Source organism: Kribbella sp. NPDC026611 (assembly GCF_040638345.1).
In the GTDB taxonomy this organism is placed as follows: Bacteria; Actinomycetota; Actinomycetes; order Propionibacteriales; family Kribbellaceae; genus Kribbella.
The window spans coordinates 117,392-130,004 of record NZ_JBEZYC010000006.1 but is presented as its reverse complement, the minus strand read 5'-3'; the positions used below and the strand labels follow the sequence as shown (position 1 = coordinate 130,004).

The following is a 12,613-nucleotide window of genomic DNA, read 5'->3' as shown; positions in this document are numbered from 1 at the left end:
ACCGCGGCGACTGCCCTGCGCGGGGTGCACGGCGGGCGGGGCCCGCCCGGCGCGGAGGTGTGTACGGCAGCGTCTGCCCTGCGCCGGTGCACGGCAGCGGATGCCCGCCCCGCGCGGAGGTGTTTGTGGCAGCGGGTCGGTCCGCGGGTGGGGTGGCTACTGGTGCGGGGTCAGGCTCGGCGTTGGGTGGCCCAGTCGCGGATGAGGTCGATGCGCTCTTTGAGTTGGAGGGAGGAGGCGTGGGCTGCGGCGGGACCGCCGAGTTTGCGGCGGAGGTCGTTGTGGATGACGCCGTGCGGCTGGCCGGTTCGGTGGTGCCAGGCGGCGACCAGGCCGTTGAGTTCGCGACGCAGCAACGCGATCTGGTCGTGGGTGGCGAGCTCGGCGGGCGTGGGGTCCGTGTCGTCCGACGACGTACCCCGCCGGGAGCGCTTCTGCGCGGCCAGCGACTTCTGCTGGCGCTTGTCGAGGAGCTCGCGGACCTGGTCCGGCTCGAGCAGACCCGGCAGGCCGAGGAAGTCGAGCTCCTCGTCCGACGCGTTGTCACCACCCGTCCCGTAGTCACCGCCGTCGAACACGACCCGGTCGAAGCTCGCATCCGACCCGAGCGCCTCGAACGTACCCTCCAGCTCGTCGCTCGCACCTTCGGCCTGGTTCGCCTTCTTGAGCAGGTCGTCCTCGAGGGCGAAGATGTCGCCGTCCTCGTTCGAGTTCTTCCGCCCGAGGACGTGGTCGCGCTCGACCTCCATCTCCGCGGCGAACCCGAGCAACCGCGTCACCGACGGCACGAACACCGACGCCGTCTCCCCCCGCTTCCGGGCCCGCACGAACCGCCCGACCGCCTGCGCGAAGAACAGCGGCGTCGACGTCGGCGTCGCGTACACCCCGACCGCGAGCCGAGGTACGTCGACCCCCTCGGACACCATCCGGACCGCGACCATCCACCTCGAGTCGCTCTCGGAGAACTTCGCGATCTTCTTGCTCGCTGCCTTCTCGTCCGACAGCACCACCGTCGGCGCCTCGCCGGTGAGCTCGCGGAGGGTCTTGGCGTACGCGCGGGCCGTGTTCTGATCGCCCGAGATGACCAACGCTCCGGCGTCCGGCATGTGCCGCCGTACCTCAGTCAGCCGCTTGTCCGCCGCCGCGAGCACCGCCGGCATCCACTCGCCCGCAGGGTCGAGCGCCGTCCGCAGCGCCTGCGCGGTGAGGTCCTTGGTCAGCGGCTCGCCGAGGCGCGCCGCGACCTCATCACCGGCCTTGGTCCGCCAGCGCATCTCACCGGAGTACGACATGAAGATGACCGGGCGTACGACGTGGTCCTGCAGCGCGTGACCGTACCCGTAGGTGTAGTCGGCCTTGCTCCGGGCGACGCCGTCGTGGCTCTCCTCGTACGTGACGAACGGGATCGGGTTGTCATCGCTGCGGAACGGCGTACCGGTCAGGCAGAGTCGTCGCGCGGCCGGTTCGAACGCTTCACGAACGCCCTCGCCCCAGCTCAGCGCGTCGCCGCCGTGGTGGACCTCGTCGAGGATGACCAGCGTCTTGAACCGCTCGGTGCGGACGCGAAACGCCAGCGGGTTCACCGCGACTCCGGCGTACGTCACCGCGACGCCTTGGAAGTCCTTGTTGGTCTTGCCGCGCCGGCCCGCGAACGCCGGGTCGATCGCGATCCCGGCCCGGTCGGCCGCGTCGGCCCACTGGACCTTGAGGTGCTCGGTCGGGGTGACCACGGTGATCCGCTCGATCAGCCGCCGATGCAGCAGCTCGGCGGCCACGGTCAGCGCGAAGGTCGTCTTGCCCGCCCCTGGCGTCGCCACCGCGAGGAAGTCCCGCGGCTGCTTCTCGAGGTACAGCTTGAGCGCCTCTGCCTGCCAGGCCCGCAGCTTGCTCGCGGTCCCCCACGCTGCCCGATCCGGGTACGCCGGAGGTAGCACAGCAGGACTACCCGCAACGTGCGAATCCACAGCCAGCTACTCCCCCGAGTCGACGACAGTGAGCCGGGCAGGAACCTTACCCGACATCGGCTACGAGATCAGATCCGCCGGCACCACCGTCACCTCGAAAGGACTCACCAACCGCGCCGATTCTTCCCCGGCAACCTTCGCGACCTGCACATATGCCCCGTCCTGCATCTCCCACGCAATCAAACTCGGCGTGTCGGGATCAATCACCCAGTAAGACGGGCATCCCGCGTCCTGGAGTCGGGAGAACTTCACCATCAGGTCGAAACGCCGCGTGCTCGGCGACAGCACCTCGACCGCCAGCAGCGGTGCACCAGGGAGATCCTTCTTGGTGAAGGCATCCCGGCGGGCGACCAGGATGTCCGGGATCATCACCGTGTCATCGGCCAGCACGACGTCGAACGGCGCCCCCATCACGTACAGCTCCGGCGGGCACAACTGCCTGAGCTGGATGAGGAGGTTGATTGCGACGTCCTGGTGGTTCCAGGTCGGGCTGGGAGTCACCAGCAGACTCCCGTCGATGAGCTCATGCCGGTAGCCGTCATCGGGCATCCGGTCGAGATCGGCGCGGGTCAGCGGCACCGCTGGACGGGTCAGGACGTCCGCAGGGTCCGGAGTTCGTTCCACAAGACTCATATTGCCTCCTCAGGTCGTTCATGCCACAGAACATGCCGCGATCTGCCCCGGGTTGCCCCGGCGAACTTCCGGCTGTGGAAAAGTTCCGGTCCGGCTGGTGAGGCGTCTTACACTCTGGGTATGAGTACTCAGCTGACCCCGGGCGCGGAGACAGTCGTCGACGAGCGGACCAAGCCGTCACTGGGCGACGGTGACCACGAGCGGTTCTCGCACTACGTGCCGAAGGACAAGCTGACCGAGGCCATGGTGATGGGCACCCCGGTAGTAGCCCTCTGCGGCAAGGTCTGGGTCCCCAGCCGCGACCCCGAACGCTTCCCCGTCTGCCCCGAATGCAAAGAAATCTGGGACTCCCTAAACCCAGGCGACGACGGCGAGGAGTAACTGCCCGCCCGCACGAAAGGACGCCGCCACGCGCACCCGCTGCGAGTGGCCGTCCCCGCCCAACCCGCACCCGTGAGCGGCGGCCGCCTTCCAGCCGCCTCCGGCGGCGCGCAACACCGCCCGACGCGCGCCCGCCCCGGCGAAACATCCCACCCGCGCGAAACGGACGCCGCCTCACGCACCCGCCCAACCAGCCACCACCGCTCCGTGCGATCCCGGGAGCGGCGGCCAACTTTCAACCGCCTCCGGCGGCGCGCGAAGCTCGTTGACACGCCACCCACCCGGCGGATCGTCCTCCGCCGCGCGGTGAACGCTGCAGTACGCCCCGCAATGCGCTGGCACTGCTGCCATGCGACACCTGCAAGCGCCTCACCGCGCCGACAGACGGCCTCCGCCACGGCCACCGCTTGAGTGCACCGAACCTTCACGCTTGGACGGTTTCAATCCGTGCCTATTGCAGCACGTGACCACCCGAGCGTTGCTCCATGCAGACGCCGAGGCGGCGACCATCGGCCCGAACCAGGCCGGCCCCGCCAGACCATCTCAGCGCGACACCAGATCCTGCGCACTGCCGGAGGCGGCCAGAAGACAGCCGCCGCTTCCGGGTGCGTGTGATCGGGTGAAACTCGCAGAGGACGAGCGCGCGAGGTGGCGAACGCTCGCGTCAGTTGGGTTGGTTCGCCGGGGCAGTAGCGCGTCACCAGGTCCTGCGCGCCGCCGAAGGCGGCCAAAGAACAGCCGCCGCTCACAGGATCGCGTTGGGTGGTCGGGGCTAGTAGAACGGGCGCGCGAAGCGGCGACCTTTCCGCCACACCACGCTGGCCCCCGCCAAGTACCTCAGCGCGTCACCACCTCCTGCGCGCCGCCGGAGGCGGCCAGAAGGCAGCCGCCGCTCACGGGATCGCGTGGGGGGTGAGGGCTAGGGGAGCGAGTGCGCGATGCGGCGACCTTTCGCGGGCAGAACCCCCCAGTTAGTTCTGGGACGGGTCGTCTGGGTACGTCGCGAGGTAGGCGAGTTGGTCGGCTTGGCGGCGGAGGACTTGGCGCCAGAGGGTTTCGGGGGTTAGGCCGAAGACGTCGTCGGGTTCGGAGTCGACGACGTACCAGGCGCCTTCGGTGATCTCGTCCTCGAGTTGGCCGCTGGACCAACCGGCGTACCCGGCGAAGATGCGCATCCGGGCTATCGCGCCCTCGAGCAGCGCGGGTGGTACGTCGAGGTCGACCAGCCCGATCCGGCCGAAGCAGCCGCGCCACCCGGGCGGGTCGGCGGACTCGATCACCTCGGCGACGGCGAGCGCGCTGTCGGTCGCCACCGGACCGCCCATGAACAGCACGCCGGGCTCGTTCACCGTGGTGGACCAGTCCGGAAGCACCCGGTCGACGGCCAGGTCGGCCGCGCGGTTCACCACCACCCCGAGGGCGCCGTCGTCGTCGTGGTCCAGCAGCAGGATCACCGAGCGGCGGAAGGGCGGCTCGTCGAGCAACGGGGTCGCCACCAGCAGCGATCCGGTCAGGGTCGAGGCCGTCATACCCCCATCATGTCGTACGCCGCCGCGCGCGGCCCGCCACCGTCGCCCGAAAACCGAGCCACGCACCCAACGCGACCCCGGCGAGGTCCGCCAGCGAGTCGTACGGATCACCGTCGCGCTGCGGCAGCCACCAGTACTGCGCCAGCTCGGAGACGATCGCGTTCGCGGCCAGCGCACCCAGCAACCACCGCGCCGGTACGCCGACCTTCAGCCCGGTGAACGCGACCGCCGCGAACAGGAAGCAGTGCGCGACCTTGTCGATCTGCGGGATCCCCACTTGCGGCCCGGCCTCCCGCGGCGCGTAGACGCCGTACAGCTGCAGCAGTACGGCGCCCACGAACAGCACCCGCCAGACCCAGACGCTGACCGTCGAACGCGTCCCCGTCACCACGGATGTCACAGCGCGGGAGTGTCGTCCGGGAAGGTCTCGTGCGCCGGCGCCTTGCCACCGGCCGCGTCGCGGACGGCGTGCGCGACCATCGTGTGCACCTCCGGGTGGAAGACGCTCGGCACGATGTACGTCGCGTTCAGCTCCTGGTCGGTGACGACGCCGGCCAGCGCCTTCGCGGCGGCCAGCTCCATCTCGACGGACACCTTCGACGACTGCGCGTCGAGCAGACCACGGAACACCCCGGGGAAGACCAGCACGTTGTTGATCTGGTTCGGGTAGTCGCTCCGGCCGGTCGCGACGACGGCCGCGTGCTCGCCGGCCTCGGTCGGGTCGACCTCGGGCGTCGGATTGGCGAGGGCGAACACGATCGCGTCGTCGTTCATCGTGGCGACGTCCGCGCCGGTGATGATGTTCGGCGCGGAGACCCCGATGAACACGTCGGCCCCGGCCAGCGCACCCTTCAGGTCGCCGCTGTACTTCGCCGCGTTGGTGTTCTCCGCGATCCAGCGCAGCTCCGGCGACAGGCCCTCGCGCTCGGTGTGGATGACTCCGCCGATGTCGGCGACGCAGGTGTCCTTGACCCCGGCCGCGAGCAGCAGCTTGAGGATCGCGGTCCCGGCCGCGCCGGCGCCCGACAGGACGATGCGCACCGCGCTGAGTTCCTTGCCGACCACGCGCAGTGCGTTGTAGAGCGCGGCGAGTACGACGACCGCCGTACCGTGCTGGTCGTCGTGGAAGACCGGGATGTCGAGCTCCTCGCGCAGCCGGGCCTCGATCTCGAAGCAGCGCGGCGCGGAGATGTCCTCGAGGTTGATCCCGGCGAAGCCCGGCGCGATCGCCTTCACGATCGAGACGATCTCGTCCGGGTCCTGGGTGTCCAGGCACAGCGGCCAGGCGTCGATCCCGGCGAACCGCTTGAACAGCGCGGCCTTGCCCTCCATCACCGGCAGCGCAGCCTTCGGGCCGATGTTGCCGAGGCCGAGGACGGCCGAACCGTCGGTGACCACAGCGACGCTGTTCCGCTTGATCGTCAGCCGGCGGGCGTCATCGGGGTTCGCGGCGATCGCCAGGCAGACCCGCGCCACCCCGGGCGTGTAGATCATCGACAGGTCGTCACGGTTGCGGATCGGGTGCTTGGCCTCCATCGAGATCTTGCCACCGAGGTGCATCAGGAACGTCCGGTCCGAGACCCGGCCGATCTCGACGCCCGGTACGGCGCGCATCGCCTCGACCAGCCGGCCGGCGTGCTCGGTGTCGGCCGCGGCGCAGGTGACGTCGATCCGCAGCCGCTCGTGGCCGGACGCGGTCACGTCGAGCGCGGTGACCAGACCGCCGGCCTGCTCGACCGCGGTCGTCAGCTTGCTCACCGTCGAGCCACCCGCGGGCACCTCGAGGCGAACGGTGATGGAGTACGAAACACTCGGCAAGGCAGTCACGCGGGTGATCCTCTCATGTCACTGGTAAGGCCTGGAGGTTACGTACGTTAAGAACACACCTGGAGGATTTGCGCCGTAGCGAGCAGGTGCTCGGCGGAGTGCAGCGCAAGTTGGAGGACGGGGCTCGGAGTGGGGTTCTCCGTGCCCCGTCCTCCAACGCCGCGCTGTGCCCGCCGAGCGCCGCGCAGTAGGCGCAAATCCTCCAGGTGTGTTCTTCGGTGCATGACGGACCTCTGGGTAATCCATTACCCGACCAGTTACTGTTCCCTCAGCGGAGGGAGATTGACAGATGCCGACGATCAGCGACGTCGCGGCGCGGGCGGGGGTTTCGACCGCGACGGTCTCCCGCGCGCTGAACGGCAAGCCGACGGTCGACCCCGATCTGGTGGTCCGGGTGCGGGCGGCCGCGAGCGAGCTCGGGTACCAGCCCAACGGCCCAGCGCGGAACCTGCGCCGGCAGGAAGCCGCCGTGGTCGCGCTGATCATCTCCGACGTCGAGAACCCGTTCTTCACCGCGATCGCCCGCGGGGTCGAGGATGTGGCGCACGAGGTCGGGTACTCCGTCGTCCTCTGCAACTCCGACGAGAGCGCGGAGAAGGAGAACCGATACATCGACATCGCGATCCAGGAGCGGGTCGCGGGTGTCATCCTCTCGCCCAGCGGTCCGGCGACGTCGGTCGCGAAGCTGGCGTCGCGTGGTACGGCGTACGTCGCGGTCGACCGCCCGCTGCCCGGCCAGGACAGCGACGTCGTCCTCGTCGACACCCGCCTGGCCGCCCGCGAGGCGACCACGCACTTGATTGCCCAAGGCTACGAACGGATCGGCTGCATCACCGGGCCGAGCGGCGTCCGCACTGCCGACGACCGGTTGGCCGGCTATCGCAGCGCGCTCAAGTCCGCGCACCACCGCAGTACGCCGAAACTCGTCCGCCGTACCGAGTACAAAGCAGCCGGTGCGCGGCGGGCCGCCCTCGACCTCATCTCCCAGCCGGAACCGCCGGACGCGCTGCTCGTGGCGAACAGCGCGATGGCAGTGGGCGTACTACAGGCCCTGCAGGAGCGGGGCATCCGCCCCGGCAGCCAGCTGGGTCTGGTCGCCTTCGACGACGCACCATGGGCGGAGCTCGTCGACCCGCCCCTCACAGTCGTGGCACAACCAGCCTACGAGATCGGCACCGTCGCAGCACGCCTACTCCTGGCCAGAATCGCCGACAGCAACCGCCCACCCACCGCCACCACCCTCGGCGCCCGCCTAATAAAACGCGCCAGCACCCACCGCTGACCGGCGGGCGGGGCGAGTGGCCGGGCACTCGCCCCCCGGCACCGTCAGCTGGTGGGGTTTTCTTCGGCGTAGATCTTGGCTGCGTTGGTGGAGTCGATGAGGCGGGTGGGGAGGGTTTGGGTCTTGGGGATGCTGCCGCAGTCGATCAGGATCTTCCTGGCGGCGGCGATGGCTTCCTTGCCGTTCGTCGGGTAGGTGAAGGTCGCCGAGAGCCGGCCCTGCTCGACCGCCTTGATGCCGCCGGACGGGATCGGCAGCGCGTCGATGCCGGTGAACTTCATCTCCTTCTCGCGACCGACCGCCTTCGCGGCCAGGTACGCGCCCTCCGCCATCGGGTCGTTGTGCGAGAACACCACATCGATCTTCGGGTTCGCCTTCAGCAGCGCGTCCATCTGCGCCTGGCCCTTCTCGCGCAGCCAGTCACCGCTCGCGGCCGCGATCACCTTCACCTTCGGGTTCCCCTTGATCCCCTCGACGAACCCTTCGTGCCGCTCGGCCTGCGGCGTCGCCCCGGCCAGCCCCTTCAGCTCGACGACGTTCCCGCCGTTCGGCAGCAGCTTCTCCGCGATGTACTTCCCCGCCTCGCGGCCGATCTGGACGTTGTCGCCACCAATGAATCCGGTGTAGGCGTCACCCTCGACCTTCCTGTCCAGCACGATCACCGGGATGCCCTTGTCGTATGCCTTCTTCACCACCGCGGTCAGCGGCTTGGCCTCGTTCGGGCTGATGATCAGCAGGTCGATCTGCTGGGTGATGTAGTTCTCGACGTCCGCGACCTGCTTGGCGTTGTCCTGCGCCGCGTCCGCGAACTTCACGTCGAACTGCGGCACGTCCTTGGCCGCCGCCTTGATGTCGTCGTCCATCCGCTGCCGGTACGGCTCGGCCACGTTCGCCTGGCTCATCCCGATCGTGTATTTGCCGTCGGCCCCCTTACAGGACTTCGAGGACCCGGCGGCCGGCTTGTCGGCCGTCCGTTCGTTGGTGGTCCCACACCCGGCCAGCAGCACGGCGGCGACCGCCCCGGCGGCGAGTGACATTTTCAGAGAACGCATAACAGACCTTTCCTCAGGAGGCGGGGCGGAGTCGCTGCAGCGCGGCGGCGGCAACGATCACCAGTCCCTTGATCAGGAGCTGGATGTTGGAGTCGATGTTGTTCAGGGCAAGGATGTTGTTCAGTACGCCGAGCAGCAGCGCACCCGCCACCGTCCCGGCGACCGACCCGCGGCCACCGGCCAGGCTGGTGCCGCCGATCACCACCGCGGCAATCGCGTCCAGCTCGTACCCGATCCCGTCGTTCGGGCTGCCCTGGTTGAGCTGTACGGCGTGCACGATGCCGGCCAGCGACGCGAGCAGCCCGCAGATCGCAAACACCGCGATCTTCACCCGCACCACGGGTACGCCGGACAGCCGCGCCGCCTTCTCGTTACCGCCGACGGCGTACAGATGCCGCGCGAAGGCACTCACTCGCAGGAACACCACGGCCGCAGCCGCGACCACGGCGAAGATGATCACCGGGATCGGCACGAGCCCGCCGAAGGTCCGCTCGCCGAGCAGCGCGAACGAATCCGGCGCCTCGTTCGGACCGTCGCCGTACGCGATCGCGATGCCCTGCCCGCCGGACCAGATCCGGGCCAGCCCGCGGGCTATCTGCAGACCCGCGAGCGTGATGATGAACGACTGGATCCCGATCATCGCCGTCGCCATCCCCTGCAGCGCGCCGAAGACCAGGCCGATCGCGAGCACGAGCACGACCGACGGCAGGAACCCCCAGTCGTTCTCGACCATCAGCACGGCCGAGCCGACCGCGGCCAGCCCGAGCACCGCGCCGACGGACAGATCGATCCCGCCGATCAGGATCACGAACGTCATCCCGACCGCGATGATGCCGATCTCCGACATCGCGCGGACCACGTTCGCCAGGTTGTCCGCGCTGACGAACAGGATCTCGCCGTTCTTCCGCGGCGAGAAGATGATCGCGGCAATGAAGACCGCGAGCAGCCCGAACACACTCTGGAACCGGAACAGCGTCGCGACCACCCCACCAGCGGACTGCTGCACTGGAGTTGCCACGGACGTCTTGTCCTGCACGTCGGTCACTGCACCCCTCCGACCTCGTCGAACACAGCACCTTGTCCCATCGCCGCCGCCAGCAGATCCCCTTCGCCGGAGTCCGCCGTGCTGAACGACGCGACGTCGCGCCCGTCACGCAGTACGACGACGCGGTCGCAGACACCGACCAACTCCGGCAGCTCGGACGACGCGAGCAGTACGCCGAGACCCTGGCCGGCCAGCTCGCCGAGCAGCCGGTAGATCTCGGCCTTCGCGCCGACGTCGACACCGCGGGTCGGCTCGTCGAGCAGCAGCAGCTTGGGCTCGGTCAACAGCATCCGGCCGAACACGACCTTCTGCTGGTTCCCGCCGGACAGCGTGCCCACGTCGTCCTGCAACCGGCCGAACTTGAGCCGCAGCCGATCGGCCATCTTGGCCGACGCGGCGCGTTCCATCCGGCGCGCGATCACGCCGAGCCGCCCGTACGACGGCAGGCTCGAGACGACTGTGTTGGCGAGGATCGAGTGGAACAGCACCAGCCCGGACGTACGGCGATCCTCCGGGACGAAACCGATGCCGTGGGCAAGCGCCTGCCGAGGGCGAGACGGATGAATCTCCTTGCCCTGCAGGAGGATCCGGCCGGTCCGGATGCCTGCGGGCGCGACGCCGTACAGCGTCTCGAGCAGCTCGGTCCGGCCGGCGCCGAGCAGGCCGGCGAGACCGACGATCTCGCCGGAGCGGACGGTCAGCGAGATGCCGTCCGGGTCGCGGCGGCCGGGGCGCGGGCGGCGGGCCTTGAGGGCAAGGTTCTCGACGCGGAGCAACTCGTCGCCGGTGTCGGAGTCCGGGGTGGTGAACATGGTCTGCACCGGGCGACCCACCATCGCCTCGACAACTTCCGCAGTACTGAGCGTGCGCGGGTCGAAGCTGGTGACGATCTCGCCGTTGCGGAGGACAGTCGCGCGGTCGGCGACCTGGGCGATCTCCTCCATCCGGTGCGAGATGTAGACGATGCCCACGCCGTTGCGGCGGAGCTCGCGGATCACGTCGAAGAGCCGCTCGACCTCGGACGTGGTGAGTGCGGACGTCGGCTCGTCCATGATCAGTACCTTGGCGTCCAGCGCGATCGCCTTCGCGATCGTGACCAGCTGCTGTTCGCCGACACGCAGCTCACCGACCGGGCGGCGCGGGTCGAGGGTGACGCCGCTGCGCGCCAGCAGAGCCTTCGCCTCGCGCTCCATCGTCCTGCGGTCGACGGTGCGCAGCTTCGTCCGCAGCTCGCGGCCGAGGAAGATGTTGTCGACGACGGAGAGGCCCGGGACCAGGTCGAGCTCCTGGTGAATCATCGCGATCCCGGCCGCCTGCGCGTCGGTCGGACCGCCGAACCGCAGCGCGCGGCCGTCGATCTCGATGGTCCCGTCGTACTCCGTGACGTCGCCGGACAAGATCTTCATCAGCGTGCTCTTGCCGGCCCCGTTCTCGCCGAGCAGCGCGTGCACCTCGCCCGCGCCGAGGGTGAAGCCGACATCCCGGCACGCCTGTACGCCGCCGTACCGCTTCCCGATCCCGCTCATCCGGACCAGGACGGCAGCCTCGGCCATGACACCTCCGCGATCCGGTGAGTAATCGATTTCCCGGACGCTAGACCGCGTCCTCCCGGCGCGTCAACCCCTCACCGGTGCCGCACGCCGAAACCGTGACTTAGCTTTGTCGGCGCAGGTGCCCGAGCGGCACCTGTTCGATCTGGGTGGAAAGGTCTACTCGTTCTCGAGCCAGGCGCGGACAGACTCGTTGTGCTCGCCGAGGCGGGGTGGCGGCAGGTTGGTCTCGCGGGCGCCGGCGTACTTGTTGTCGTCGAAGCGGAGCGGCGGGCCGGGGAGCTGGATACGCCCGAGCGTCGGGTGGTCGACGTCGACGAGCAGGCCCTGGGAGAGGGTCTGGTCCCACTCGTAGACCTGCTGGAAGTCGCGGACCTTGCCGGCCGGGATGCCCTTGTCCGCAAGGCGTTGCAGCCATACGTCGGCCCCTTCGGCCGCGAACGCGGTCTCGATCGCGGCGGTCAGTTCGTCGCGGTGCGCGACACGCTCGGAGTTGCGGGCGAAGCGTTCGTCGTCGGGGTTGAGCCCGACGATCGGCGCGAAGGCGCGCCACAGGCTCTCGCTCCCGACCGCGACCTGCACGATGTCGTCCTGCGTGCGGTAGAGACCGTACGGCGCGATCTGCGCGTGGTGGTTTCCCACGCGTTCGGGCAGCTCGTGCGCGACGGTCCATTTCGTGCCGTGGAACGCGTGGACGCCGATCACGGACGCGAGCAGGCTGGTTCGTACGACGCGGCCCTTGCCGGTGATCGACCGCTCGTGCAGCGCGGCCAGGGCGCCGTACGCGCCGTACATCCCGGCGAGCAGGTCCGCGATCGGTACGCCGACCTTCGTCGGCTCGGTCTCGCCGGTGATGCTCATCAGACCGCCTTCGCCCTGCGCGATCTGGTCGTACCCGGCGCGGCCGCCGTCCGGTCCGTCGTGCCCGAACCCGGTGATCGACAGGATCACGAGCCCCGGGTTGAGCTCGTGCAGCCGCTCGGTCGAGAACCCGAGCCGGTCGAGCACACCCGGGCGAAAGTTCTCCAGCAGTACGTCGGCCTTCCGAACCAGCTTGGTCAGGAACTCTTTGCCCTCGGCCGACTTGAGGTCAGCCGTCACCGACTCCTTGTTGCGGTTGGCAGAGAGGTAGTACGTTGACTCGCCCTCGACGAACGGCGGTCCCCAGCCGCGGCTGTCGTCGCCGCCCTGCGGGGTCTCGACCTTGATCACCCGCGCCCCGAGATCCCCGAGCATCATCGCCGCATGCGGCCCCGCCAGCGCCCGGGTGAGGTCCACGACCACAAGGTCGGACAGAAGGTTCTGCACCTCCGCCACAGTAGGCGCATTGGTCCAACCTGTCCGTGATAC

11 protein-coding genes are annotated in these 12,613 nt (G+C 69.2%); 2 read left to right on the top strand and 9 right to left on the bottom strand.

The features are described from left to right. Positions 1-170 precede the first annotated feature (170 nt). Both AB0E69_RS24880 and AB0E69_RS24875 read right to left on the bottom strand, forming a co-directional pair. Positions 171-1,964, bottom strand: coding sequence for a DEAD/DEAH box helicase (locus AB0E69_RS24880; RefSeq protein ID WP_360150497.1), 1,794 nt, complete (start codon positions 1,962-1,964; stop codon positions 171-173). A 60-nt stretch (positions 1,965-2,024) separates the two neighbouring features. After that, complete coding sequence (locus tag AB0E69_RS24875) at positions 2,025-2,597, bottom strand: Uma2 family endonuclease (RefSeq protein ID WP_360150494.1); 573 nt, start codon at positions 2,595-2,597, stop codon at positions 2,025-2,027. Between the two features lie 120 nt (positions 2,598-2,717). On the opposite strand from AB0E69_RS24875, the gene AB0E69_RS24870 reads away from it, so the two are divergent. Next, positions 2,718-2,978 (top strand): DUF3039 domain-containing protein, encoded by a 261-nt coding sequence (locus AB0E69_RS24870; RefSeq protein ID WP_360150491.1) that lies wholly within the window; start codon positions 2,718-2,720, stop codon positions 2,976-2,978. Between the two features lie 971 nt (positions 2,979-3,949). Here AB0E69_RS24870 and AB0E69_RS24865 read toward each other — a convergent pair. From AB0E69_RS24865 to AB0E69_RS24855, 3 genes are read right to left on the bottom strand one after another with little or no spacing between them, the layout of a single operon-like run. Continuing rightward, positions 3,950-4,507, bottom strand: a complete 558-nt coding sequence (locus AB0E69_RS24865) for a YqgE/AlgH family protein (protein ID WP_360150488.1) — start codon at positions 4,505-4,507, stop codon at positions 3,950-3,952. 7 nt (positions 4,508-4,514) lie between these two features. Then, positions 4,515-4,907, bottom strand: coding sequence for a VanZ family protein (locus AB0E69_RS24860; protein ID WP_360150485.1), 393 nt, complete (start codon positions 4,905-4,907; stop codon positions 4,515-4,517). Continuing rightward, complete coding sequence (locus AB0E69_RS24855) at positions 4,904-6,334, bottom strand: NAD-dependent malic enzyme (RefSeq protein ID WP_360150482.1); 1,431 nt, start codon at positions 6,332-6,334, stop codon at positions 4,904-4,906. Before AB0E69_RS24855 ends, AB0E69_RS24860 begins: the two co-directional genes overlap by 4 nt. Before the next feature lie 289 nt (positions 6,335-6,623). On the opposite strand from AB0E69_RS24855, the gene AB0E69_RS24850 reads away from it, so the two are divergent. Further along, the gene (locus tag AB0E69_RS24850) at positions 6,624-7,616 is read left to right on the top strand and encodes a LacI family DNA-binding transcriptional regulator (RefSeq protein WP_360150479.1); all 993 of its coding nucleotides are present in this window, start codon (positions 6,624-6,626) and stop codon (positions 7,614-7,616) included. Between the two features lie 44 nt (positions 7,617-7,660). On the opposite strand, the gene AB0E69_RS24845 is transcribed toward AB0E69_RS24850, so the two are convergent. The 4 genes from AB0E69_RS24845 to AB0E69_RS24830 all read right to left on the bottom strand — a co-directional run bounded on the left by AB0E69_RS24845 (position 7,661) and on the right by AB0E69_RS24830 (position 12,571). Continuing rightward, positions 7,661-8,668: a substrate-binding domain-containing protein gene (locus AB0E69_RS24845; protein WP_360150476.1), complete on the bottom strand. Its 1,008-nt coding sequence runs from the start codon at positions 8,666-8,668 to the stop codon at positions 7,661-7,663. A gap of 13 nt (positions 8,669-8,681) precedes the next feature. Next, positions 8,682-9,713 carry an ABC transporter permease gene (locus tag AB0E69_RS24840; protein ID WP_360150473.1) on the bottom strand — a complete coding sequence of 344 codons (1,032 nt, stop codon included), beginning with the start codon at positions 9,711-9,713 and terminating at the stop codon, positions 8,682-8,684. Then, positions 9,710-11,266, bottom strand: a complete 1,557-nt coding sequence (locus AB0E69_RS24835; RefSeq protein WP_360150470.1) for a sugar ABC transporter ATP-binding protein — start codon at positions 11,264-11,266, stop codon at positions 9,710-9,712. The genes AB0E69_RS24840 and AB0E69_RS24835 overlap by 4 nt, the downstream gene beginning before the upstream one ends. Before the next feature lie 156 nt (positions 11,267-11,422). After that, on the bottom strand, positions 11,423-12,571 hold the full coding sequence (locus tag AB0E69_RS24830) for a CoA transferase (protein WP_360150467.1): 1,149 nt from the start codon (positions 12,569-12,571) through the stop codon (positions 11,423-11,425). Positions 12,572-12,613 lie beyond the last annotated feature (42 nt).

Bases quoted from the DNA above. Each gene is read 5' to 3' on its own strand.
- AB0E69_RS24875 (WP_360150494.1), bottom strand. From the start codon at position 2,597: ATGAGTCTTGTGGAACGAACTCCGGACCCTGCGGACGTCCTGACCCGT.
- AB0E69_RS24870 (WP_360150491.1), top strand. From the start codon at position 2,718: ATGAGTACTCAGCTGACCCCGGGCGCGGAGACAGTCGTCGACGAGCGG.
- AB0E69_RS24865 (WP_360150488.1), bottom strand. From the start codon at position 4,507: ATGACGGCCTCGACCCTGACCGGATCGCTGCTGGTGGCGACCCCGTTG.
- AB0E69_RS24850 (WP_360150479.1), top strand. From the start codon at position 6,624: ATGCCGACGATCAGCGACGTCGCGGCGCGGGCGGGGGTTTCGACCGCG.
- AB0E69_RS24845 (WP_360150476.1), bottom strand. From the start codon at position 8,668: ATGCGTTCTCTGAAAATGTCACTCGCCGCCGGGGCGGTCGCCGCCGTG.
- AB0E69_RS24835 (WP_360150470.1), bottom strand. From the start codon at position 11,266: ATGGCCGAGGCTGCCGTCCTGGTCCGGATGAGCGGGATCGGGAAGCGG.